This window comes from Algibacter sp. 2305UL17-15 (genome assembly GCF_040720935.1).
In the GTDB taxonomy this organism is placed as follows: Bacteria; Bacteroidota; Bacteroidia; order Flavobacteriales; family Flavobacteriaceae; genus Jejuia.
In genome coordinates this window covers 86,531-110,993 of sequence record NZ_JBFDAE010000012.1, presented here as the reverse complement: position 1 = coordinate 110,993, position 24,463 = coordinate 86,531, and the positions used below count along the sequence as shown (strand labels likewise).

Sequence of the window (24,463 nt, the reverse complement as noted above, 5' to 3'; positions counted from 1 at the left end):
AGCCGGCAGACAGGAACGAAGGTAGCCGAAATTTTTTATAAAATCAAGCAGTAAACTAAATCGATATTACAAATTTGCAACTGATAATACCAATGTATTTAAATGATAATTGTTGTAATCCTGCTAGGTCTAAGTTTGACCTGAAGGGATCAAAATGAGACAAAATATGCTTACAAGATTTTTGAAATCTCGCAGGAATAAACCATCTAGTTCATCTCAACCTCAGAAAGCGCTAAAACATTAAACAAATTAGCCTTAGTTTTAAAGAAACTATTTTCAATATCAATAGCTTTCAGCTTCGCATCTATTAATTTTGATTCTCTAGAGTTGACTAAAAACAAAGAACTTTCGCCCAAAAAGAATTTACGTTCTTCCGCAGAAAGCATGGTAGCATAATCGCTTACAATGGTTTCAGTATAGCCATTCTGAAGCACATAAGAATCTAATTCTTGATTAATCGCATCAATTTTATTTTTAAGACTCACTCTGGTATTTTGAATATCAAATTTAGTGTCTTGCAATTTGATTTTTGCCAATTTTAAATCGCCACGTTCCTTTCTTAAAAACAACGGAAAACTAACATTTACACCACTTTTATATGCCGAAGTACTAAACGATCTTGCTACTTCTGGTGTTTGCGATAAAAAGTTGTATTGCAAATCTATTTGCGGTAGTAAATTATTTAGCTTCAATCGTTTTTCAACATTCAAACTTTGAAATTTATAATCTAAAGATTGTAGTTTCGGGTGGCTTTCAATATCAAAACTTTCAATATCCAAACCCGATGTGTTTAAGGTTACATCAATAGTTTCAAAGGTATTTACATCAGGAATAATCCCCTCTTTTATTTCAATAGGTGTGTTGTCATTTAACCACAAATAGTTTGATAATTCCAAAGACGATTTTACAAATTTAATTCTAGATTTCTCTAAATTCAGTTTTCTGTTATTTAAGGCTATTCGAGCTTCAAGTGTGTCAATAGCAGGTTTATCGCCAACTTCAAAACTTTTCTTGATACCATTAAATCGCATTTCTGCATTGTTTAAAAAATCTTCGTAAACACGTTTTTCGTTATAGGTTTTTAGCCAATTAAAATAGCTTACTGTGGCTTCATATAAAATGTTATTAATCAATAACTGTCTGTCTGTTTGGGCTTGTTTTACGTATAATCTAGATTGCCTTAACATTGCCATACGCTTGTTGGTCAATAATCCACGAGCCACAGGTACGGAAACACCTGCGCTATATAAACCATCTTCGGGAACAAAAGCTTGTGGGTTTAAAAAATCGCCTGTGTTTTCTTCAAAGTTTCCTTTTAATTCTACACCAAACCACGTCGGGATTTTAAAGGACGCATTTAATCTGTCGTAATATTCGGTGTTTTTAAATTTCTTTCTGTTGTAATCTACTTCTAATTTAGGGTCGAAAGCACCACGAGCTTTCATCAACTTTGCTTCACTTTCGTTGATTACCAAATTGGCTTGCTTTACGATAGGATGAAATGATTTGACATAGCCTAAATATTCAGACAATGAAATTACCGAAGTAGTGTCTTGTGCTGAAATCAAGCCAGTAAAAAGCAGTGCTATACTTACTAAGATGACTCTCATTTTTTATCTTTTTTAGATGCCGTTTTACTCCCTTTGGGTTGATAATAGTTAGGGGGGAAGCTGTTAATTTGTCGCCATAGTTCAAACCAAATTGGTACATCTTCTAATAATGCAATGGTTTTTGCGCCGGAACCTACACGAATGGCTTCTGGCCATTCATGGTCAGTCTCGTCAGGTGCTAGTAATACTCTGTACTTTCCATTATCACTTATAAAACGCTCAATGGCAACTACTTTTGCACCATAAGTTCCGTAAGATACATTTGGCCATCCGCTAAATACAATGGCAGGCCATCCATCAAATTGTACACGTACTTTTTCGCCTTTATGAAGTAATGGTAAATCTATTGGTCTTACAAAAGTTTCAACAGCCAAATCGTATTGTGCTGGCATAATACCTACTAACTCTGCACCTTCTTTAAAAGTGACACCAATGCCTCCTGTTAAAACTTTGTTGATATAACCACTTTGAGGTGCAGTAACATATAGCAAATCACTACGACGTTTATAGTTTGTAGATGCATTTTCTAGTTTCGAGACTTGAGCTTTGGTATCAAAACCGCTAGATTGTGCGGTAAACATATCGCTTTGCGCTTTTGAAATTTTATCTGTAAAAACAGCATTGGTTCTTGATAATTCCAATTGTGCATTTACAACCTCATTCTGACTCATTAAATATTTGTTTTCTTGTGAAATCAATTTAGCCTGGGTTTCTTGCAGTTTTAAGCGTTTTTCTTCAACATCTTTTACCGCTTTTAAACCCTCTTCCTGTAAGGTTTGAATACGATTAAACTGTGTTTCGGCAATTTTTGAATTCGTTTTTGCAGCTTCCAAATCAATACTGTCACTTTTTACTTTTAAGCGCGATTGCATGAGTTTGTTTCTGGTTTGCTCTAACTTTAATTTTTGCTCGTTTCGTAAAGCAGAAATCTGTCTGTTTAAAGCGCTTACCTTAGCTTCATAAGCGGTAACCGATGATGTTTTTGCCTGAATTTGCTCATTGGTTCTTTCAACCAGTTTATCATCAAAATAATCACTTTTTACTTCAGAAATTCTTAAAATAGTATCGCCAGCTTTTACATAATCGCCTTCTTGTACATACCACGCTTCAATACGCCCTGGTATCTGAGATTGAATGTGTTGCGGACGTTGATTAGGTTTTAAAGTGGTAACAATGCCTTGGCCTGTAATGTTTTGTGTCCAAGGTAAAAACAACACGATAAAGCCAATAATAGCGGCAGCCAGCAAAAACTTATTGAAGTATTGGTAGTACCTAATATTCATGATATTTTTTCCAGACTTATATTCCGCTAAGTCTATTTTTTTGTTCAATTGGTTATGGGATATATTGAGCATAGCTTAGTTTTTAGATTTTATTCTGCCTTTTTCAAGCGTGATAATTTCGTTGCATCTATCTGTCCAAACAGAGCTAAAACTAACAACAACGAGTGCCCAAGGTCTGTCTTCATGAGATAGATAATCTACAATCTCTTTTGTTTCCGATCTATTAAAACGATCTAATGCGTCTTCAAGAATTAAAACTTTAGGTGCTTTTAAAATGGCACGGGCCAAAACAATTTTTTTGGACAATGAGTAAGACATTTGTCTCCCATCTGGATTCAGCACCGTGTTTAATCCGTCAGGTTGTTCTTTTAAAAACGATTTGAGTCCGACAATATCAAGGATTTCATAGATTTTTTCATCAGAAATATTAGAATTACCAAATGTTAGATTCTCTCTAATGGTCCCTTCAAAAGGATTTTCGTCCGATAAAGATAAACCTAATTGCGATCTGTAAAAGTTTAAGTGTAAACTACTGATAGACATATCGTTTACGTAAACATGACCAGATGTGGCTTCCATAACTCCTGAGATTAAACGGAGTAAAGTAGATTTTCCAGAACCACTTTCTCCTTGGATTAATAGTCTGCTTTTCGAGTTTATTTTTAGTGAGATATTTTTTAGAATATGTTTATCTCTATTATCAACCTCATAAGTCACATTTTCCAATTCAATGTTTATACCTTTTGAGAACTGGGGCGACTCGCCTGTTTGACTTTCTAAATCTTTATCAACTATTTGACCTATTTTTTCTAGAGAAGTCAACGTGTCGTAAAACGATTCTAAACCTAAAATTAGTTTTTCAACTGAAGCAATTACTAATAATATGATGATTTCAGCAGCAACAAATTGCCCAATATTCATTTCTTGGTTTAAAACCAAAGCACCACCAATTAATAATAAACTTGCGGTTACAATAACTTTAAAACTTATCATTTGAATAAACTGAATCATTAAAACCTTAAAGTGACTTTCTCTCGCTTTTAAATAATCGCTTACCAAATCGTCGTTTTTGTTGATCCCTAAACTAGTACTACCAGATAATTTGAAGCTAATTACTGAACGCGCAATTTCCTGAATCCAATGGGCTACTTTGTATTTGTTTTTAGATTCTTTTAAGCTGGTTTCAAGGCCTTTAATAGCTGTAAATTTGAAAACCACAAATATTAACATCAGGAGCAGTAATCCAAAAATGATAAAGAACGGATGGTAAAACGACAGAAGAATTAAGGCAAATAAAATCTGTAAAACTGCCGTTGGCACATCAATTAAAATTTTAGATAAACTCTTTTGAATGGTTAGCGTGTCAAAAAAGCGATTTGCTAATTCTGGCGGGTAATAGTTGCGTAATTCCGCCATTTTTATCTTCGGAAATCGGTATGCCAATTCAAAAGAAGACCTTGTGAAAATACGTTGCTGAATGGTTTCAATAATTCTTAATTGCATCAATTGTAGTGCACCCGAAAATGCAACACCCAAAGTCACTATAACGACCAAAACTACCCATGATGTTGAGATTTGTGCGCCTTGAATTAAATTGATAATGGCTTGAATTCCTAAGGGTAGTGATAGTGCCACAATACCGGCAAAAATAGCATAATAAAAAATTTGGAGGATATCTCTTTTTTCCAATTGAAGCAAGCCTACTAAACGTTGCCAAGGGGTCATTTGTTTGTTTTCCATATTTAGGATTTCAATGTATTAAGCACTAGGTTTTTGATAAAAATAGTTGGGGAAATATTTGCATCGCAATCTGTTATTGATGTAAAATGATCTTTTAAAAAGTGCTGATGTAAACTGCCTTCAAGAATGGTGCTGGCCAAACTAGAAGGGAATTTATAATTTGGTTGTAAAGCCTTAATCATATCCCGTAAGCGATGTACAATGCGTTTGTAAATAACAAAATAGCCTTCTTTATTTTCTTGATCTACTTCTTTAGTAAGGAATGATTTTGAATTTTCGTTAACCATAATTCGGTTTAAGACTATCTCATTAATATGCGAGAAATTGGAGTCTTCTTTTACAGCTCTTGTAACAATTTCAATAGCCTTATCGAGTTTGTCGGAAGGGTTTAAATTGTGGGTTTCAAACACCAATTGATATTCTATCCATGCCCAATACCATGACGATAAGTAAAGCAATAATTTGTGCTTACTTTCAAAATAACGGTAGATTGAACTTTCGTTTGAACCTATGAGCGATCCTAGTTTTTTAAATGTAAAACTATCAAAACCAATATCGTCTATTAGGAGAATACTGTGTTCAACAATGCGCTTGCCTAAATCGGAAGACTCAGGGTCTTTGACATAGATTTTTTCTGGAACCGCAATCTTCAGATTTGAAAGTAATGAATCCATAATTAATTAATTTGATTGCAAATATAATAGTATTACTATTATAAAAGAAAATAAAACTATTATTTTTATTGATGCGTTATTGGGAAATACTATTGAGTTGGTGGGTTTTGCTGTAATCGATTGATTTTTAGGTTATAATGTTTGAGGTAGAAAAAGACTTAAGACAAAAAGGACTTATGACTTAAGACTGCAAACCAGCATTAAAATTGAGTTTATGACTTCTTTTGGCGGATATGTGGGTTAGGGATTGAGGCATTTGTTGGAGCTCCTCGAAGAGAGCGACTGCCGAAAGCCCGACCCGAGGTACGAGGGGAACCCCCAAATTATTTTAATGACAATCCACCCCACCAGAAACCAGCTCGAAAACCGGAGCAGGCGAGAGGTAAGGAATGCCGAGGCCCAAACCGCGAAGAATAAATAAAGTGCCAATAATAATAACAAAAACGGGAATGGCCTTTTGAATTTTCTGTCTGGCAGTACCTTTTAAAAACTGACTAAAATAAATGGCGGTCGTCATTAAAGGAATAGTTCCAAGTCCAAAAACAGCCATATATAAACTGCCGTTTAAGGCGTTTCCGCTAGCAATTGCGGCAAAAAGAGCCATGTAAACCAATCCGCAAGGCAGGAAGCCGTTTAAAAAACCAATAGTTAAAAAAGTGTCCATGGTTTTTTTCTTCATAGCAGCACCCAAAGCAGATTTTACTTTAGAAATTAACTTGTAAACAGGTTTTGAAAAATTGTATTTATTAAATGTTTTCTGCGGAATCAAAACCACCAAAATCATTAAAATTCCAATAATTATGGAGAGTTGTTGCTGGTATCCAAAAATGTAAAGACTCTTTCCGATGAGTCCGAAAATTAGTCCTATAATGCTGTAAGCTAATAATCTGCCAAAATGATAAATGGCAATCTGCAAGACTTTTTTAACCGAATTATTACGATTTACGGGCAACATAAAAGCTATGGGACCGCACATGCCTACACAATGAAAACTCCCTAATAGCCCTAATATAAATGCCGAAAAAAGCATGCTAATACGTTATAGATTCTTTAAATAAATAATTATTTCCGTTATATTGCCAATCTACAGTAATGTTCCAGCGACCATCTACCAAACGTTTGTCAGGTATGAGCAAATTTGAATTAGACAGTAAGATTGAAGTCTCAAAGTCTAGTTGTTTGTTAGATGGTCTATATAGGAACACTTTTCCAGTAATTTTTTTATAATCAATATTGTCGGGAAACACAATTTTTAAGCCCTCGCTAGTTCTTAAATAACTAATGTTTTCGACTAACTCTTTCGATTTTTCGAGCTTATTAATGTCGTTTTGATATTGTAATTCGGCACCGTAATAATCCTCGGTAACCAATTCGTGCTCAAACCTATCGTCCACAAGCATTGTTACAATAAAGTACATGATAAAGGCTATAAAGCCTATAAATGCAAGTATAATTCCGGTTCCCCAATTAAATTTCATATCTGTCATTCCTGCGAAGGCAGGAATCTGTTTTTAGTTAATATTTATATTTATACCTACAAGGTTTTCAAAACCTTGCAGGAGACTGCCAACTGCATACCAAAATACTGCTGACTTTTTTATGGCATTTCCCTTCGTACCTCGGGTCGGGCTTTCCGCTATATCTTTTTTATTTGTTCTCGATACATTTTGCTCATGCTTCACAAAACACTCGAACTGACATAAAAAAGGATGCCGCTTCAATCCCTAATGCACCCATCTGCCAAAGTCACTTCCAACTTCTGTCTTCTGTCTTCTGTCTTCGTGCTTCCCAACTTATTTATAACTCCTAGGGCCTAAAAAATTTGCCGTTGTCGATTCAATTAATTTATCGCCCGAGTAAACACCAATCTTTATTTTATTTCTATCGCCCGTTAAAGCGGAATTATTTATCTCTACAAACAAAGTGCCTTTAGCAAGGTCCTGACTTGGTACCACAAAACTGTCGTGCGTAGCCACCAATTTTAATTCGCCTTTATGTGACATCAGTTTAAAACTCACATCCTCAATATCCTTAGATGTTTTATTAACCAATTTATAAGTAAACACATTACTGATAATATTGTTGTCTTTGTGCTCATATAATTGACCAGGTAGCCTCAAAATATTGGCTTCTATATCGTTTCTTAAAAAAAGCATCCCTGTTAGCAATCCAACCAAAATAGTTAAAACGGCTATATAGCCTTTCATTCTATTGGTAATTTTAAACGGTGCTTTTGTTTCTATGTTTTCTTCACTAGCATATCTAATCAACCCTTTTGGAAGATTAATACTTTCCATAATATGGTCGCATTCATCAATACAAGCCGTACAGTTTACACATTCTAATTGTGTGCCGTTTCTAATATCAATACCTGTCGGACAAACATGTACACATTGCATACAATCAATACAATCACCATAACCTAAGGCTGCCCGGTCTTCATTTTTTCTGAATTTCTTTCTGCCGTTTTCAGCTTCGCCACGTTTATGGTCGTAAGCCACCACAATTGATTTTTTGTCCAATAAAACCCCTTGCAACCTTCCGTAAGGACAGGCAATTATACAGACTTGTTCTCTAAACCAAGCAAATACAAAATAGAATACCGCTGTAAAAATAATTAACGAAATAAGTGTACTTAAATGGCTAAAAGGCCCATCGATTATATATTGTATAAGTTTATCGCTTCCAATTAAATAAGCTAAAAACACATTAGCAATAATGAACGAAATGATTAAAAATATAATCAGTTTTAATCCTTTCTTTCTAATTTTTTCTGCATTCCATGGTTGTTTTGATAACCGAATTTGTTTTCCTCTATCACCTTCAATCCAATATTCAATACGTCTGAAAACCATTTCCATAAAAATGGTTTGTGGGCAAATCCATCCGCAAAAAATCCGACCAAAAGACACCGTAAATAGTGCAATAAATATGACACCAATTAACATTGAAATAACAAACAGATGAAAATCTTGTGGCCAAAATGGAAAACCAAATATATTAAATCGACGTTCTAATATATTGAACATCAAAAATTGATTGCCGTTAATTTTTATAAATGGCGATAGTAATAAAAACGCCAATAAACCATAACTAACCAGTTTTCGGTATTTGTAAAACTTACCGCTAGGTTTTTTAGGAAATACCCAAGCACGTTTCCCCTCTTTGGTTACCGTACCAATAGAATCTCTGAATGTTTCGTTTTCTGGGGTTTCCACGGTTTTTGCTTTTTAGACCTGTCAGGTTTTTCAACTTAGTTTAGTTTATGTTGAATCTGTTACCATTTACTCAACAGCTTCAGTAGGAGTTTCAGCATTTTCATCTACCCAAACATCACCTTCTGCGGCTTTTGGGTTTGCTGGCGTAGTTCCTTGAAATGTTAAAACATAACTGGCTACCTGTGCCATTTCTAAAGGTTTAAGCTGTGTTTTCCAAGCAATCATTCCTTTTCCTGAACGCCCACCTTCTGATATGGTTGTAAATATGCTTTTAATATCGCCACCTAAAATCCAATGTTTATCGGTTAAATTCGGTCCAATACCACCGCCGCCATCTGCCATATGGCATGCCACACAGTTTGTTTGGAATATTGCTTTTCCAGCGGCTAAATCTCCTGCTTCGGTAAGTTGAGTTACCGTATTGGCATCAACTAAATTCTTTGCTGTTTTTTTGTATTCCTCTATAGCTATTTTAGCTTCTGCTAATTCAGTTTCAAATTCATCTATTTGAGTATCGCCATTAAAGACATGGTATTTGGCTAGGTAAACAAATGCAAAAACAATTGAAATATAAAAGGCATACACCCACCATGGCGGTAAGTTGTTGTCTAATTCTTTAATACCATCGTAGTTATGGTCTAAAATAATTTCGCCTTCTTCTTCAATCGGTTTTGAACCTAAAAGTTTTGTGTAGGTTTCTTTTAACCAAGTGAATTTATAAGCGGATTCTTTTTTAGCTAAAAATTTAGCTTTAGCTTCTTCATCTAATTTTTGAAGCATGACATTTTCTAAGGCTCCAACAATCGCTTCAATAGCAATAAGAATTAAAAGCACTAAAAGCAAAAAGAGTAATACTGCGGGATATTCTATAAATGCTGGTTTCTCTCCAGAATCTATAAAGAACTCTACGGCTCCGAAAATAATAAAAAATACTACTGGAACTCGAATCCAGGATGGAACTAAATTTCTCATGATATATCGTCGTTTTGTTTGTCTAATGGCAGGTTGCTTACGGTTTTTATATAGTCTTTTTTAGCGGTAATAACCCACCAAAATAGGAGTACAAAAAAAGTAAAGAAGATAAGTAGGGAAATCATCGGATAAACCTCGATTCCCGTAATGCTCTCCATATGGTTTTTTATGTATTTCAACATGGTTTTAAATAATTTTGATGGTTATTGTTGTTGCTCAGGTTTTACATGAATATCAGTTCCCAATCGTTGCAAATAAGCTATCATGGCAACAATCTCCCTGTTTTTCATTTCTATAAACTCTTCGCCATTATCAGAAGCATATTTCTTATCTGCTTCATAAGTTTTAGCAAAATCTGGGTCGTTATGGAGGTTTTCTTCAATTTGAGCACCTTGGTCTAACATGTTTTGTTGTGCATTGGTAATGTCTTCATCAGTATAAGGTACACCTAATGTAACCATAGCTTCCATTTTTGCCTCTGTTTGGGATTTATCAAGTTTACTAGATGGTCCTGTAATTAGCCAAGGATAACGTGGCATGATAGAACCGGATGAGGTACTTTGTGGGTCATACATATGGTTAAAGTGCCAGTTATCAGAATACTTGGCGCCAATTCTGTGTAAATCTGGCCCTGTACGTTTACTTCCCCAAAGGAATGGGTGGTCGTAAACAAACTCGCCAGCTTTTGAGTATTCGCCATAACGTTCAACTTCGTGTCTAAACGGACGAATCATTTGTGAGTGGCAGCCCACACAGCCTTCACGGATGTAAATATCCCTACCTTCCAATTCTAAAGGTGTATAAGGTTTCACACTAGATATGGTTGGAATATTCGATTTTACCATAATTGTCGGTACAATTTGAATAATACCTCCAATTAAAATAGCTACTGTTGCTAAAATGGTTAATTGAATTGGTCTTCTCTCTAACCAAGTGTGCCAGCCTTCGCCAGAAGTACGTTTTTTAGTAACGCGTTCTAAAGCTGGTGCTTCGGCTAATTCATCTTCAACTTTACTACCTTGTTTAACAGTCATTATAACATTATAAACCAAGATGAACATACCTACAATATAAAGTGTACCACCAATAGCACGCATCCAGTACATGGGTATAATCTCAGTAACGGTTTCTAAAAAGTTACCATACACTAAAGTGCCATCTGGATTAAATTGTTGCCACATAGAATATTGCGTAAAACCAGCAACATACATTGGTAGCGCATAGATAATAATACCTAAAGTGCCTACCCAAAAATGTAAATTTGCTAAGGCTAATGAGTACATTTTAGTTTTAAATAAGCGAGGTATTAAGTAATAAATGATACCAAACGCCATAAAGCCATTCCATGCCAATGCGCCAACGTGTACGTGAGCAATAATCCAATCGGTAAAGTGGGCTACAGCATTGACACTTTTTAATGATAGTGTTGGACCTTCAAAAGTTGCCATACCATAACCGGTAATGGCTACAACCAAGAATTTTAAAACAGGGTCGATTCGTACTTTATCCCAAGCACCACGGAGTGTTAAAAGACCGTTTATCATACCACCCCAAGATGGCATTAATAACATAACCGAGAATGCAACACCTAGGTTCTGCGCCCATTCTGGTAAAGCTGTATATAATAAGTGGTGTGGTCCAGCCCAGATATAAATAAAGATTAACGACCAAAAGTGCACAATAGATAATCTATAAGAATACACAGGTCTGTTGGCTGCTTTAGGAACAAAATAATACATCAATCCTAAAAACGGCGTCGTTAAAAAGAAGGCAACCGCATTATGTCCGTACCACCATTGTACAAGTGCATCTTGCACACCAGCATAAACCGAATAACTTTTCATTGCACTTACAGGCAATTCTAAACTATTAAAAATATGAAGTACAGCAACCGTTACAAACGTGGCAATATAAAACCAAATAGCCACATAAAGATGACGTTGGCGACGTTTTAAAATCGTCCAAATCATATTAACACCAAAAACCACCCAAATTAGTGCAATAGCAATATCAATAGGCCATTCCAATTCGGCATATTCCTTAGAAGTAGAATACCCTAAAGGCAGCGAAATTGCAGCAGCAACAATAATAAGTTGCCAACCCCAAAAGTTAATATTACTTAATAGGTCGCTTGCCATACGGGCTTTTAATAAACGCTGAAGCGAATAGTAAATCCCGGCAAACATGGCGTTCCCCACAAAGGCAAAAATCACGGCATTGGTATGTAAAGGTCTTAAACGACCAAAACTAAGCCACGAAATCCCATCGGTAAGATTTGGGAATAGAAACATAAAAGCAAGTAGCAAACCTACCGCCATCCCTACAACGCCAAAAACTATTGTAGCATAAATGAATTTAGTTACGATTTTATTATCGTAATGAAACTGTTGCATCTCCATAATTGAAATATTAATCTTTTTTGGTTAGTATCGTTTTCTTTGGTTTATCTTTTATCAATTCGTCTTCAAAAAGCATGCGTACCGATGGTGTATAACTATCGTCAAATTGTCCGCTTTTTACAGCAAGAATAAAGGCTACAAAAAAGCCAATAGCTACCGTTATGCTGATAGCAAGTAAAATATATATAACGCTCATACCTATTAGAAGTTATGGTTCAAAAGTACTTTTATGCTGTTCTGAAAAACATGACATTTATCATGTTTTCTTATTTGTAATCATTCTAATTTTTCTTTGGGCGTTACCCCAAAAAGGGGTCGGGCTTTCCACTACAATCCCTAACGCATCTATCCGCCAAATTCGGTTCTCAATTTTTTTCTCTGTGAATCTCTGCGAAACCTCCGCGAAACTCTGCGTAACAACCTACTTCAATTTCTTCCCCAAAACATTCGTACAAACCGTCGTAAACACCACAATACTAATAGAACTCAAAGGCATTAAAATAGCAGCAATTACAGGAGCTAATTGACCAGTAACCGCAAAATATAGCCCAATGATATTATAAATAAATGAAAGTGCAAAACTCCATTTAATAATCGTTATAGCCGATTTTGAAGCTTTTATAAAATGATATAACTGATTGAATTTTGAAGCATCTAAAATAGCATCACAGGCCGGGGAAAACACATTCACATTCTCAGAAATAGCAATACCAACATTGCTCTGTGCCAATGCACCAGCGTCGTTTAAACCATCACCAATCATCAACACTTTTGCGCCAGAATTTTGATGGTGCTTAATATATTCCAGCTTATCTTCAGGTTTCTGATTAAAAAACAACTTGGTTTTCGAAGGAAGCAATTTGGTCAAATTCTCTTTTTCACCCTCATTATCACCAGAAAGAATCACCAAATCATAATGCTTTTTAAGTTTGTTAAATAATTTTGAAAGTCCTTTTCTATATTGGTTATAAAACGTAAACTTTCCTTTGTAAGTATTGTTCGTACTTACATGAACTGCCGTATTCAAAGTAGCTATTTCAGAGGTATAGCCTACAAAAGGCGCAGAACCAACCTTTATAGAATCTTGATTATGTTTCCCAGAAATCCCTTTACCGATATGTTCTTCATAATCATTTAAAGTGACAATATTATGGTCATTCAAAAGCGCATATAACGACCTGCTCAAAGGATGATTTGAGTTTCGTAAGGTGCTTTTTAAGAGCGATTCCTCATCACCCGAAAGTTCCAAACCATCATATGCAATAGACGTTTCTTTATTGGCTGTAATCGTTCCTGTTTTATCAAAAATTATCGTATCAATAGTAGCTAATTGCTCAATAACTGTAGCATTTTTAGCATAGAATTTTAGTTTTCCAAAAATACGTAATATGTTCCCAAATGTAAACGGAGCAGCCAATGCAATAGCGCACGGGCAAGCAATAATAAGTACCGATGTAAATACATTTAAAGCTTTTGAAGCATCAACAAACATCCAGTAAGTTGTAGCAATAACAGCAATACTCAAAACAGCAATGGTAAACCGTTTACTAATGGCATTTGTTAATGTCGTAAAACCATCTTCTTTGTTTTTACTAAACACATCGTTACTCCAAAGCTGGGTTAAATAACTCTGTTCAACCGTTTTTAAAACATCAACTTCAATACTGCCATCCAATTGTTTTCCGCCAGCAAATAATTTATCGCTAGATTGTTTTGAAACCGCTTCAGATTCCCCAGTAACAAAACTATAATCGATGCGGGCTTGTCCTTTTATCAGAATACAATCCACCGGAATCAATTCTTCGTTTCTAATTAAAAGTCTGTCGCCTTTTTCAATATCATAAACCTGAATGGAAGCTTCAGAATTATCAGAAGAAATCTTAGTAATTCCGATAGGGAAATAGGATTTATAATCCCGTTCAAATGATAAAAACGTATAGGTTTTTTGTTGGAAAAATTTCCCAAGCAGCAAGAAGAAAATAAGCCCAGAGAGACTGTCAAAAAAACCTGTGCCAATATCTAAAACAATTTCTGCAGTACTCCTTAAAAACAACACCGCAGCACCCAAGGCTATGGGCACATCAATATTTAAAATTTTAGAGCGTAGTCCTTTATAGGCCGAAATAAAATAATCTTGAGCAGAGTAAAAAACAACAGGCAATGAAAACGCAAACATCAACCATCTAAAAACAGGCGCATAAGTTTCAATCCAAAATCCAGAAACTTGAAAATATTCAGGAAACGATAAAAACATAATATTCCCAAAGGCAAAACCAGCAATACCTAATTTGTAAATAAGCGACCTATCAACATTCTTTTTACCAACACTATAATCATCCAAACTAATAAAAGGTTCGTAACCAATACTACTTAAAAGTTTTACTAATGCTTTTATTGAAAAATCATCAGTATTATAAGTCACCCTAACCGTTTTCTTTCCGAAATTAACGATTGATGAGCTTATTGAATTATGTAATTTATTGAGGTTTTCAAGAATCCAAATACAAGAACTGCAATGAATGTGTGGAATATATAATGTTACAATCTGAGTTTTATCATCGTTAAATTCCAGAAGGTTTTCAACAATTTTAGTGTTATCTAAAAAATTATACTTGCCTTCAATTTCTTTTGGAGTAGCTCCGGGAGCATTTTGTAAATCATAATAACATGTTAAATCGTTTGTAGAGAATATCTCGTACACGGTTTTGCAACCGTTACAACAAAACGATTTGTCATCATAGACAATTTCAGAAGATGTAGAATCTAGTCCACAATGGAAACATGATGTATGCCCCATAAAATTTGCTCATTTATACCTTTTGCAAAGGTGAAAAATTAGTGCGAGTTAATATATGATATATGTCATGTTTTCTTTATTTTTACAGAACCAACAAACTATAGGGTATGGGGAAATGTGAACAATGCATCATCAAACAATTTAATGCGCTTAAGTCTTTGACTAAGGATGAGTTAATGCGAATTTCTACTTGTAAGACTTCTAAATTCATTAAAAAGGGTGAGGTTATTTTTCAGGAAGGAGAGGCCATCAATGGTTTGTATTGTGTGAAAGATGGTATTTGTAAATTGTCAAAATTGAGTGAAAATGGGAAAGACCAAATTGTAAAGATGGTTGTGAAAGGGCAAATGTTAGGGCAACGTTCTTTGGTTTCAAATGAAAACTCAAATTTACAAGCAACTGCCTTAAATGACATGGAAGTTTGTTTTATTCCGCGAAGCGAAATTATTGCTGATCTTCAAAAAAACCCAAAATTTTCTTTTGATATGTTAAAGGAAATGGCTCATGATTTAAAAGATGCAGACGATATTATTGTAAATATGGCACAAAAATCTGTGCGGCAACGTTTAGCCGAAGCCCTGATTTATGTTAATGAAAATTTTGGTGTAAACCCTGATGGGACTTTAAGTGTTGTATTATCTCGCGAAGACTACGCTAATATTGTGGGTACAGCTACAGAATCTGCAATTCGCGTATTATCTCAATTTAGAAAGGAAAGCTTAATTTCTACTTTAGGTAAGTTTATTAAAATTGAAGATTTAAATGGTTTGAGACGTGTTGAATAAATAGTATTCAAAATTCTTGTTAAAGTATAGATAAATCTAATCACAAGGGTTTAGTTTTTCTTCATAAATATAGTATTTTTATACAGCTATGAAAAACGACAAAACTTTTAAAAAAGGCTTCATTTTTAAAACTTACGAAGCACCTTTTCAATCGCCTTTTGATAAGCTATTTGAAGTTTTTAAGGAACTGATTACACACACTTCGGGCGATTTTGATGAAGCAATCGATTGGTTGCGTGAATTGGATAAGGAATACAAACTCACTACTGCTGAATATACAATTGACGATTTTATTGAAGACCTAAAAAAGAAAGGTTATCTGCGTGAAGAAATTGACCCTGATGGAAATGGTTCACTTACAATAACTGCTAAAACAGAACGTGCCATTCGTCAGCAAGCTTTAGATCACATTTTTGGAAAAATTAAACGAAGCGGACAGGGGAATCATAGAAGTAAAAGTCCAGGGATAGGAGATGAGCATACTGGCGATTTTAGAAACTATCAATTTGGTGATGCTCTAGATAAAGTCTCGATGACTGAAAGCCTGAAGAACGCTCAAATCAATCATGGTATTAATGATTTTACACTTTCAGAAGACGATTTGGTGGTTGAAGAAACTTTACATAAATCACAAATGAGTACCGTTTTGATGATAGATATTAGCCATAGTATGATTTTGTATGGCGAAGATAGAATCACACCAGCTAAAAAAGTGGCGATGGCACTTGCAGAATTAATTACAACACGTTATCCAAAGGACACGCTAGATATTTTAGTATTTGGTAATGATGCGTGGCAAATTGAAATTAAAGATTTACCCTATTTAAAAGTTGGACCATACCATACCAATACGGTTGCAGGATTGCAATTGGCAATGGATTTACTCCGAAGAAAGCGAAATACCAACAAACAAATTTTTATGATAACCGATGGGAAACCAAGTTGCTTGCGTTTACCAGATGGACAATATTATAAGAACAGTAACGGTTTAGACAGGCATATCGTTAATAAGTGCTATATGATGGCACAACAAGCACGGAAATTACATATTCCTATAACTACTTTTATGATAGCCCAAGATCCTTATTTGATGCAGTTTGTTAGGGAGTTTACCTATGCCAATCAAGGAAAAGCGTTTTACACAGGATTGAAAGGTTTGGGAGAAATGATTTTTGAGGATTATGAAACGAATAGGAAGAAGAGGATAAGGGGATAGAGGCAAGCCCCGCCTAACCTCCCCAAAGAGGAGGAATAATCAAATGAGAAAAAAATAAGCATATATGAAAATGACACAGAAGAGTAAGAACGTAACAGTTCCCCCTCCTTCGGATAGGGTTAGGGAGAGGCCTATAACACTAGGCGCACTAAAACAAGCAGGGTATCAATCCAAATCCATTAAGGATGAATTGAGGGATAATCTTATTCAAAAAATAAAAAATAAAGAGACGACTTTTGAAGGGGTTCACGGCTATGAAAACACCGTAATTCCAGAGTTGGAACGTGCTATTTTATCTCGTCATAATATTAATTTATTAGGATTGCGTGGGCAGGCAAAAACACGTTTAGCCCGTTTAATGTTGAATCTTTTAGATGAGTATATTCCTTTTGTTGAAGGTTCTGAAATTAATGATGACCCATTTCAACCAATTTCTAGATATGCCAAAGAATTATTAAAAGAAAAGGGAGATAATACACCAATTTCATGGTTACACAGAAGTGAGCGTTTTGCTGAAAAGCTAGCCACTCCAGATGTTACGGTTGCTGATATTATTGGAGATGTAGATCCCATAAAAGCAGCAAATTTAAAATTGAGTTATGCCGATGACCGCGTGATTCATTACGGGATGATTCCAAGAGCGAACCGATGCATTTTCGTGATTAATGAATTACCAGATTTACAAGCAAGAATTCAAGTCGCGCTATTCAATATTTTGCAGGAAGGAGATATTCAAATTAGAGGGTTTAAGCTGAGATTACCTTTAGGTATTCAATTTTTATTTACTGCAAACCCTGAAGATTATACGAACAGAGGTAGTATTGTTACCCCTTTAAAAGATAGAATTGGTTCTCAAATATTGACACATTATCCAGAGGATATTGAAACCGCTCGGTTAATTACTGAGCAAGAATCTAATGTGGTTGAGAGTCAAAAAGACATGGTTTTAGTTCCGGATTTGGCAAAAGATTTGTTGGAGCAAATTGTTTTTGAGGCGAGAGAAAGTGAATATGTTGATGCTAAAAGTGGGGTAAGCGCAAGATTAAGTATTACAGCTTTTGAAAATTTATTAAGTACAGCAGAACGACGCGCATTAATAAATGGTGACGCTATAACCACTTTAAGGTTATCAGATTTTGTTGGTATTATTCCATCTATCACAGGTAAGGTTGAATTGGTTTACGAAGGCGAGCAGGAGGGCGCTGCTGTTGTGGCTTACAATTTAATAGGAGAAGCCGTTAAAATTTTGTTTGAAGAATTTTTTCCAAAGATTGAAAAATTAAAAAAACAAGATGAAGAAACACCTTATGATGCTATTATATCGTGGTTTTTTAACCAGAAAGATGGTTTTGAATTATTAGATGATTTAAGGGATAAAGAATACCAAAATATGCTAGATGTAATTACGCCTTTAGATGATTTATTGGGACAATATCAGCCTAATCTTAAAAAAGAAGACAGTTATTTTGTGAAAGAATTTGTGTTATGGGCTTTGGCGGAGTTTAAGCAATTAAACAAACATAGGTTTACCAAAAGCATTCAGTTTAAAGATCCTTATGGGAGTTTTATAAATGGTATTTAGTCCAAAAAATTCTAGGACGGTACGTCCTAGTTTCTTAAGAAATTGTCATTCTCGCGAAAGCGGGAATCTAAAGAATAGAGTTTTGATTTTTATCGAAAATCTAATTATTTACCAATTATCTCTACTTTTAATATTATTAGCGCATAATTCAATAATTTGAGTGATGCGCTTTTTTCTTGTTGCTTCACGTTTAGCACTATGCAACCATGATAAATATGCTTTTCGGTAGCCTTTGGAAAAGTTTTGGAAATTCTCAAAAGCCCGCTCATTTTTATCAAATTCAAATTGTAAATCTTCTGGAATTATTCCATTTTCAACAGCATCCATTTCAGTCCACTTTCCTGTCTTTTTAGCAAGTTTTATGGATTTGTAACCAGCTTCTTGAATTAAGTTTTCTTTTTCAAGGGCTTTAATGTATTTTTTATTGAGGGCACTCCAAGTACTTTTCGGGTTTCTAGGACAGAAGTATTGTTTTCGTTTTCCATTTCCTAAACTTTTTACTGTTGAGTCAATCCAGCCAAAACATAACGCTACTTTTACCGCCTCTTCCCAGCGCATTGTTGGCACACCAAGTTCTAGTTTGTAGAATATAAGGTAAACGGCTTGGTGTTTGTCGTGGTTAGTAAGTAACCAATCATACCAATCCGTATCGCGTTCAAAATACAATTCAGGCAAATCTTCCATACTTATAGTTGTTTTGAAAGTACGTAAAAATCAGGGTCAACTTCAAAAGTTTTTATTTTTGAATCTGATTTTAATGTATGCCATTCAGCTTTGGGAAATAGCCATTCTTCCCTATCATTGATTTTTACTTGAATTGGCATATCAAAATTCTCAATAATATTAGTCCATCTATATTTTAAATGCTTTTTATCAATAGAATATTCTAAAGTTGGAATTTTAGTGGTTCTTAAATATTGATTAAAAAATTCGGTTAAATCAATACCGGTTTCTTTTGATAAATAATTTTCAATTTGCTGGGTTGTTACTGTTTGATGATAGAACTCTACATTCATTTTGCGCAAAATTTGTCGCCATTTCTCATCGTCTTCAATTAATTGTCTTAACATGTGCAACATATTAGCGCCCTTAAAATACATGTCTCCGGAACCCTCTTGGTTCACATTGTAATACCCGATGATGGGTCTGTCGTTGTCAATGCTTTTCCGTGTTCCGATAACGTATTCCGCAGCGGCTTCTTTCCCAAAATGATACTCCAAATACAGGCTTTCAGAATAACTAGTAAAACTTTCATGGATCCACATGTCAGCAATGTCTTTATTGGTAATGTTATTGGCAAACCATTCGTGTCCAGATTCATGGATGATGATGTAATCAAATTTGAGCCCCCATCCTGTACCTGACCAATCTTTACCCAAATAACCGTATTTATACTGATTGCCGTAGGTTACAGAACTTTGGTGCTCCATACCTAAATATGGCACTTCAACTAATTTGTAACCATCAACATAAAAAGGGTATTGCCCAAACCAATGCTCGAAAGCTTCCATCATTTTTGGAGCTTGTTTAAATTGCTCTTTAGCTTTTTGAAGATTGTAACTTAACACATAATAATTCATGTCTAAATTTCCACCTTGTCCATCATATACTTCAGAGAAATTCACGTAATCACCAATATTGATATTAACTCCGTAATTGTTTATCGGGTTTTTTACAAACCATCGGTAAGTTTTTGTGTCCCCAAAACGTTCAACCTTTCTCAATCTGCCATTAGAAACATTCATTAATTTATCGGGAACATTTACGCTAATTTGCATGCTATCTACTTCATCATACATATGGTCTTTACAAGGCCACCAAACGCTAGCTCCCAATCCTTGACAAGATGATGCAATAAAGTGATTCCCGTTTTTGTCTTTTTCCCAAGAAATCCCACCGTCCCAAGGTGCATTGACAGCTTCTTTAGGGTGTCCCTCGTAGTAAATATCTATACTATTTAATTCATTAATATTCTGATTATCGATTAATGAAATAAAATGTGCATTACCATCATGTTTAATGTTCAGTTCTTTTTCATTTTGAATGGCTTTTGTGAGTTTTAATGGGGGCTGCAAATCAATCTGCATGATTGAATCTCTTTTTAAAACTCTATATTGAATCGTGTTTTTACCAGAAATGAATTTTTCATTTGGATTCACTTTAATGTCTAAATGGTAATAGGTCAAATCCCACCATTCCCGCTCTGGAGTAATGCTTCCTCTTAATGTATCCTGTCTTGTGAAATTCAATTTTTCATTCAGAAGGCCTTGAGAGAATGACTGAAATGAAACAAAGAGTAGTAAAATATGTAGAACTGATTTCATAGTTTTCATTTTATTAATTTTTTATCGCATGACCTGATTAGGAAATACAACTACGCTTTCAAAACCATTTGGACCAACTGAAGCAATTCCGAAAAAATAATTATCAATAACAATACCATCCAGCATAAATTCTGAAATATCGCCTACATAGCGACTGTTATCCCAAGTAGGAGAAGTGGTATCTCGCCAATAAATTTTATAACCTTTTGCACCAGCAACTTTATCCCATTTAAATTTTACCGAAGGTTCTACAACGCCACCAATAGCAACATTTGAAGGTGGAGGAGGCGCCCAAGCCAAACTTGCTAAATTAATAGCATTAACCGCGGTTAATTTTTCTGCATATTCAAAATTAACATGTTCAATTACATCACCATATTTAATGCCATTTTCAACCCGGATATCTTGATGTTGCTGTGTATAATTTTCATGGGCTTCCATAATTCGAATCCCTGGAAATCCTAAATCATTAAATGGGCGATGGTGTCCACCACGACCAAATCTATCCAATCTGTAAACTAGCATAGGATTCATTTCTGGCATGTATGTTTTTGTGGTTTTATGAACGTAGCGTGCTAACTGACGTGAAATACCATCAACCTCACCACCATAAAAGCGACGTAACTTTCTTTGACGTTCAGTTTCTGTTGGAGGCACGGGTTCTGAAAAAATTCTAAATGTGCGGTTGTCAATGACACCATCAACACCTTTGATGTTTCCAATCATATCGTTGTTTAAAACACCAATAATCTCCCAATTATTATCTTTTGCATAATTTGCCAATCCAGCACCACCAAATAAGCCTTGTTCTTCTCCTGATAAGCCCACATAAACAATACTACTTTCGAATTTATATTTTGAAAGTACTCGGGCTGCTTCAATAGTACCTGCCATACCAGAAGCATTGTCGTTTGCCCCAGGAGCATCGGTTGTGAAATCCATGGTGTCGCTGGCTCTAGAATCTATATCACCGCTCATAATGATATACCGATTTGGATATGTTGTCCCTTTTTGAATGGCGACTACATTTACAACCCACGCATCATGTGGCACGCGACTATTACCTTCTTTGGTCACGAAATCCTTTTGATAAAAGACGTTGATACAATTATCACAATCTTTAGAGATAGTTTCAAATTCTTTTTTAATCCACCGTCTTGCAGCACCAATACCTCTTGTATTAGATATTGTATCGCTAAATGTGTTTCGAGTTCCGAAATTCACTAAGGTTTGAACATCGTTTTTTATGTGCTCCGCGGAAACTGCGTCTATAATGTCATAAATCTTCAAATGGTTCTGGGCAACTAAAGTGTTGGAAAATATAATCAGAATAGAAACCAATAGAAATCTCATATTATTTTGTGTAATTAAATGTAACGGTTTTGATGGAGCCATCTTTCTGTTTGATGTCAACATAAACATTCATTTTGTTGCTACTAATTTTCTCAAAAGCGATCCCTTCAAATTCTACTTTGTTAGCGGTAATTTTTTTCAACGGAAAGTCAACGGTTTCATCTTTGGTTTCCCAACCTTTTAAGTCGTTATTAAAGTGTTTTAGTTGCAGTATTAGCGTATTTTCAACTTCTCTAATAATCTCTATTTCATAAAAGGAAACTTCATCATTGTTTATTAATTTGAAAGTCGCCATCATTGAGCCTCCCGAAGGCTCACTCCAATTTTCTTCGGTAATGCCTCCAAAGGCTTCACCTTTCCAGTTGCCCGATATCCAAGCAATATTTTCTAATTTTGGTTCCAGAGTTGTTTCAGACTGTGCCTTAGATGTAAAACTAAAAAATAGTGCAATAATTAGTAGTGCAACTGCATTGAACTTTTTCATGATCTTAAATTTAAATTGTTATATAGTATTAAGACGTTTGCTGTGTTTAAAATTGGGACTAAATCTTCATTTTTTTTTTGAATTTATGATACTGTTTTATAAACTTATACAAGATATAAAATAAAAAAACGTCTCAAAACTTAATTTGAGACGTCTTTTACATTTTGAGTTAGTCACACGAAATGTTTTTGAGTTTACACTCAAAAAGAATATTTGTTTTCTTTAATCACTTTTTCAGCAATGATATGTCTTAGTTCAATGATATTTGGCATGTTTACGTATTTAATGTAACGCTTCAATCCCATCAGCATCATACGTTGTTCATCGCCTGTTGAGAATGAAATAATGGAGTGTTTTCCAGCAGTTTCAATAACGTCAATAGCATGGAACAAATTTAATTTTGCCATTGCTATTTGCTCTTTTACATTGTCTTCGCCTTCTTTCTTAGCCATTTTTTCAGCACGTAAAATTGCGGATTCTGCTAAGTAAATCTGAATTAAAATATCAGAAGCAGCTAACATTAACTGTTGTTGCTTATCGATTTTTTCTCCATATTTTTGGAGCGTAGCTCCAGCCACCATTAAGAATAGTTTTTTAAGATTTTTAATGATACTTTTTTCTTCTGAAAATAATTCGGAAAAATCAGGGACATCGAATGAAGGGATTCCCATTAATTCCTCTTTTACAGCCATTGCAGGCTCTAAAACATTCACATGGCCTTTCATTGCTTTTTTGATGAGCATACCAATACACAACATTCTGTTGATTTCGTTGGTGCCTTCATAAATTCTAGCAATTCTGGCATCTCTCCAAGCAGACTCAACAGGTGTTTCTTCTGAAAAGCCCATACCTCCAAAAATCTGAATGCCTTCATCTGTACAATTTTGCACAAATTCTGAAACTGCCACTTTAAGTATTGAACATTCTATGGCATATTCCTCAACACCTTTTAATTCAGCTTCTTGGTATGTATCTTTTCCATTATTTTTTCTAAGTTCTATGCGATCTTCAATATTTTTAGCAGCGCGATATGTTGCAGCTTCTCCAACCCAACAATTAGTTGCCATTTCAGCAATTTTTTGACGAATAGCTCCAAAACTAGAAATAGGCGTTTTAAATTGAATACGTTCGTTGGCATATTTAACAGATACAGAAATCGTTCTTCGCTGCGGATCTAAACAAGCCGCAGCTAGTTTGATTCTTCCAACGTTTAAAGCGTTCATGGCAATTTTAAACCCATTTCCTCTAGTGGACAACATGTTTTCAACTGGTACAACAGTATCATTAAAAAAGACTTGTCTAGTAGAAGATGCACGAATTCCTAATTTATGTTCTTCTTCTCCCATGGTGATTCCATTTGGGTTTTCAGGATCGTATTCAACAATAAAACCTGTAATATTTTTATCATCTTCAATACGTGCAAAAACGATCATTATGGTACAGAATCCAGCATTGGAAATCCACATTTTCTGTCCGGTAATTTTATAGGTTTTGCCATCATCAGAAAGTACAGCTTTTGTCTTTCCAGAATTGGCATCACTACCTGCGCTTGGTTCTGTTAAACAATAAGAACCAAACCATTCGCCAGAAGCTAATTTCGGAACATATTTTTGCTTTTGTGCTTCATTACCGTAAAGTGTAATTGGCATGGTACCAATACCCGTGTGTGCACCAAAAGCAGTACTGAACGAGCCAGTAGCACCAGAAATGTAATCACAAACTAAACAGGTATCCACAAAACCCATACCCATACCGCCATATTCTTCGGGAACAGCAATGCTTAAAAATCCCAGTTCACCTGCTTGACGCATGCAAGATTCCGTTAGCGCATAATCTTTTTTCTCGAATTGTGCTTTTTTAGACCAAATTTCCCGATCCACAAATTCGGTAACGGCTTCTTTCATCATCAGTTGATCTTCATTGAAATCCTCTGGTGTAAAAATAGCGTCGCAGCTCGTTTCTTTTACTAAAAACTGTCCGCCTCTCAAAATATCATTTTCCATAGTAAAGCCCCCTCTAACTCCCC

20 protein-coding genes are annotated in these 24,463 nt (G+C 35.0%); 3 read left to right on the top strand and 17 right to left on the bottom strand.

Going from position 1 to position 24,463, the window contains the following annotated elements:
* Nucleotides 1-206 precede the first annotated feature (206 nt).
* The 12 genes from ABXQ82_RS13725 to ABXQ82_RS13670 all read right to left on the bottom strand — a co-directional run bounded on the left by ABXQ82_RS13725 (nt 207) and on the right by ABXQ82_RS13670 (nt 14,693).
* On the bottom strand, nt 207-1,610 hold the full coding sequence (locus tag ABXQ82_RS13725; RefSeq protein WP_367060731.1) for a TolC family protein: 1,404 nt from the start codon (nt 1,608-1,610) through the stop codon (nt 207-209).
* Nucleotides 1,607-2,965, bottom strand: coding sequence for a biotin/lipoyl-binding protein (locus tag ABXQ82_RS13720; protein ID WP_367060728.1), 1,359 nt, complete (start codon nt 2,963-2,965; stop codon nt 1,607-1,609). Before ABXQ82_RS13720 ends, ABXQ82_RS13725 begins: the two co-directional genes overlap by 4 nt.
* 3 nt (nt 2,966-2,968) lie before the next feature.
* Nucleotides 2,969-4,633: an ATP-binding cassette domain-containing protein gene (locus ABXQ82_RS13715; protein WP_367060725.1), complete on the bottom strand. Its 1,665-nt coding sequence runs from the start codon at nt 4,631-4,633 to the stop codon at nt 2,969-2,971.
* A gap of 2 nt (nt 4,634-4,635) precedes the next feature.
* On the bottom strand, nt 4,636-5,307 hold the full coding sequence (locus tag ABXQ82_RS13710; protein WP_367060722.1) for a TetR/AcrR family transcriptional regulator: 672 nt from the start codon (nt 5,305-5,307) through the stop codon (nt 4,636-4,638).
* Between the two features lie 328 nt (nt 5,308-5,635).
* Nucleotides 5,636-6,337, bottom strand: coding sequence for a sulfite exporter TauE/SafE family protein (locus ABXQ82_RS13705; protein WP_367060719.1), 702 nt, complete (start codon nt 6,335-6,337; stop codon nt 5,636-5,638).
* A 1-nt stretch (nt 6,338) separates the two neighbouring features.
* Nucleotides 6,339-6,785 (bottom strand): FixH family protein, encoded by a 447-nt coding sequence (locus tag ABXQ82_RS13700; RefSeq protein WP_367060716.1) that lies wholly within the window; start codon nt 6,783-6,785, stop codon nt 6,339-6,341.
* Nucleotides 6,786-7,100: 315 nt separating this feature from the next.
* Entirely contained in the window at nt 7,101-8,525 is a 1,425-nt protein-coding gene (ccoG, locus tag ABXQ82_RS13695; protein ID WP_367060713.1) for a cytochrome c oxidase accessory protein CcoG, read from the bottom strand.
* Between the two features lie 66 nt (nt 8,526-8,591).
* On the bottom strand, nt 8,592-9,497 hold the full coding sequence (locus ABXQ82_RS13690; protein WP_367060710.1) for a cbb3-type cytochrome c oxidase N-terminal domain-containing protein: 906 nt from the start codon (nt 9,495-9,497) through the stop codon (nt 8,592-8,594).
* On the bottom strand, nt 9,494-9,679 hold the full coding sequence (locus ABXQ82_RS13685; RefSeq protein ID WP_367060707.1) for a CcoQ/FixQ family Cbb3-type cytochrome c oxidase assembly chaperone: 186 nt from the start codon (nt 9,677-9,679) through the stop codon (nt 9,494-9,496). Before ABXQ82_RS13685 ends, ABXQ82_RS13690 begins: the two co-directional genes overlap by 4 nt.
* A gap of 21 nt (nt 9,680-9,700) precedes the next feature.
* On the bottom strand, nt 9,701-11,896 hold the full coding sequence (ccoN, locus tag ABXQ82_RS13680) for a cytochrome-c oxidase, cbb3-type subunit I (protein ID WP_367060704.1): 2,196 nt from the start codon (nt 11,894-11,896) through the stop codon (nt 9,701-9,703).
* Between the two features lie 10 nt (nt 11,897-11,906).
* Nucleotides 11,907-12,092 (bottom strand): cbb3-type cytochrome oxidase assembly protein CcoS, encoded by a 186-nt coding sequence (ccoS, locus tag ABXQ82_RS13675; protein WP_367060701.1) that lies wholly within the window; start codon nt 12,090-12,092, stop codon nt 11,907-11,909.
* Nucleotides 12,093-12,317: 225 nt separating this feature from the next.
* A complete protein-coding gene (locus ABXQ82_RS13670) occupies nt 12,318-14,693 on the bottom strand; it encodes a heavy metal translocating P-type ATPase metal-binding domain-containing protein (RefSeq protein WP_367060698.1) in 2,376 nt (791 codons plus the stop codon).
* A gap of 107 nt (nt 14,694-14,800) precedes the next feature.
* Here ABXQ82_RS13670 and ABXQ82_RS13665 point away from each other — a divergent pair, with 107 nt between their 5' ends.
* From ABXQ82_RS13665 to ABXQ82_RS13655, 3 genes are all read left to right on the top strand, one after another.
* Entirely contained in the window at nt 14,801-15,478 is a 678-nt protein-coding gene (locus tag ABXQ82_RS13665; protein WP_367060695.1) for a Crp/Fnr family transcriptional regulator, read from the top strand.
* Between the two features lie 88 nt (nt 15,479-15,566).
* A complete protein-coding gene (locus tag ABXQ82_RS13660; protein ID WP_367060692.1) occupies nt 15,567-16,694 on the top strand; it encodes a VWA domain-containing protein in 1,128 nt (375 codons plus the stop codon).
* Nucleotides 16,695-16,764: 70 nt separating this feature from the next.
* Complete coding sequence (locus ABXQ82_RS13655; RefSeq protein ID WP_367060689.1) at nt 16,765-18,276, top strand: magnesium chelatase; 1,512 nt, start codon at nt 16,765-16,767, stop codon at nt 18,274-18,276.
* Nucleotides 18,277-18,384: 108 nt separating this feature from the next.
* On the opposite strand, the gene ABXQ82_RS13650 is transcribed toward ABXQ82_RS13655, so the two are convergent.
* From ABXQ82_RS13650 to ABXQ82_RS13630, 5 genes are all read right to left on the bottom strand, one after another.
* Nucleotides 18,385-18,960, bottom strand: a complete 576-nt coding sequence (locus ABXQ82_RS13650) for a YdeI/OmpD-associated family protein (protein ID WP_367060686.1) — start codon at nt 18,958-18,960, stop codon at nt 18,385-18,387.
* Nucleotides 18,961-18,962: 2 nt separating this feature from the next.
* Nucleotides 18,963-20,600 carry a M1 family metallopeptidase gene (locus tag ABXQ82_RS13645; RefSeq protein WP_367060683.1) on the bottom strand — a complete coding sequence of 546 codons (1,638 nt, stop codon included), beginning with the start codon at nt 20,598-20,600 and terminating at the stop codon, nt 18,963-18,965.
* 21 nt (nt 20,601-20,621) lie between these two features.
* Entirely contained in the window at nt 20,622-21,953 is a 1,332-nt protein-coding gene (locus tag ABXQ82_RS13640; RefSeq protein WP_367060680.1) for a M28 family peptidase, read from the bottom strand.
* A 1-nt stretch (nt 21,954) separates the two neighbouring features.
* On the bottom strand, nt 21,955-22,437 hold the full coding sequence (locus tag ABXQ82_RS13635) for a DUF6265 family protein (RefSeq protein WP_367060678.1): 483 nt from the start codon (nt 22,435-22,437) through the stop codon (nt 21,955-21,957).
* Between the two features lie 200 nt (nt 22,438-22,637).
* Nucleotides 22,638-24,440, bottom strand: coding sequence for an acyl-CoA dehydrogenase family protein (locus ABXQ82_RS13630; RefSeq protein WP_367060675.1), 1,803 nt, complete (start codon nt 24,438-24,440; stop codon nt 22,638-22,640).
* Nucleotides 24,441-24,463: the final 23 nt, after the last annotated feature.

Excerpts from the sequence above, each read along its gene's own strand:
- ABXQ82_RS13705 (WP_367060719.1), bottom strand. The coding sequence starts at position 6,337 with ATGCTTTTTTCGGCATTTATATTAGGGCTATTAGGGAGTTTTCATTGT.
- ABXQ82_RS13660 (WP_367060692.1), top strand. The coding sequence starts at position 15,567 with ATGAAAAACGACAAAACTTTTAAAAAAGGCTTCATTTTTAAAACTTAC.
- ABXQ82_RS13640 (WP_367060680.1), bottom strand. The coding sequence starts at position 21,953 with ATGAGATTTCTATTGGTTTCTATTCTGATTATATTTTCCAACACTTTA.
- ABXQ82_RS13710 (WP_367060722.1), bottom strand. The coding sequence starts at position 5,307 with ATGGATTCATTACTTTCAAATCTGAAGATTGCGGTTCCAGAAAAAATC.
- ABXQ82_RS13645 (WP_367060683.1), bottom strand. The coding sequence starts at position 20,600 with ATGAAATCAGTTCTACATATTTTACTACTCTTTGTTTCATTTCAGTCA.
- ccoN (WP_367060704.1), bottom strand. The coding sequence starts at position 11,896 with ATGGAGATGCAACAGTTTCATTACGATAATAAAATCGTAACTAAATTC.
- ABXQ82_RS13655 (WP_367060689.1), top strand. The coding sequence starts at position 16,765 with ATGACACAGAAGAGTAAGAACGTAACAGTTCCCCCTCCTTCGGATAGG.
- ABXQ82_RS13630 (WP_367060675.1), bottom strand. The coding sequence starts at position 24,440 with ATGGAAAATGATATTTTGAGAGGCGGACAGTTTTTAGTAAAAGAAACG.
- ABXQ82_RS13635 (WP_367060678.1), bottom strand. The coding sequence starts at position 22,437 with ATGAAAAAGTTCAATGCAGTTGCACTACTAATTATTGCACTATTTTTT.
- ABXQ82_RS13690 (WP_367060710.1), bottom strand. The coding sequence starts at position 9,497 with ATGAGAAATTTAGTTCCATCCTGGATTCGAGTTCCAGTAGTATTTTTT.
- ABXQ82_RS13725 (WP_367060731.1), bottom strand. The coding sequence starts at position 1,610 with ATGAGAGTCATCTTAGTAAGTATAGCACTGCTTTTTACTGGCTTGATT.
- ABXQ82_RS13665 (WP_367060695.1), top strand. The coding sequence starts at position 14,801 with ATGGGGAAATGTGAACAATGCATCATCAAACAATTTAATGCGCTTAAG.
- ABXQ82_RS13700 (WP_367060716.1), bottom strand. The coding sequence starts at position 6,785 with ATGAAATTTAATTGGGGAACCGGAATTATACTTGCATTTATAGGCTTT.
- ABXQ82_RS13670 (WP_367060698.1), bottom strand. The coding sequence starts at position 14,693 with ATGGGGCATACATCATGTTTCCATTGTGGACTAGATTCTACATCTTCT.
- ABXQ82_RS13685 (WP_367060707.1), bottom strand. The coding sequence starts at position 9,679 with ATGTTGAAATACATAAAAAACCATATGGAGAGCATTACGGGAATCGAG.
- ccoS (WP_367060701.1), bottom strand. The coding sequence starts at position 12,092 with ATGAGCGTTATATATATTTTACTTGCTATCAGCATAACGGTAGCTATT.
- ABXQ82_RS13715 (WP_367060725.1), bottom strand. The coding sequence starts at position 4,633 with ATGGAAAACAAACAAATGACCCCTTGGCAACGTTTAGTAGGCTTGCTT.
- ABXQ82_RS13720 (WP_367060728.1), bottom strand. The coding sequence starts at position 2,965 with ATGCTCAATATATCCCATAACCAATTGAACAAAAAAATAGACTTAGCG.
- ABXQ82_RS13650 (WP_367060686.1), bottom strand. The coding sequence starts at position 18,960 with ATGGAAGATTTGCCTGAATTGTATTTTGAACGCGATACGGATTGGTAT.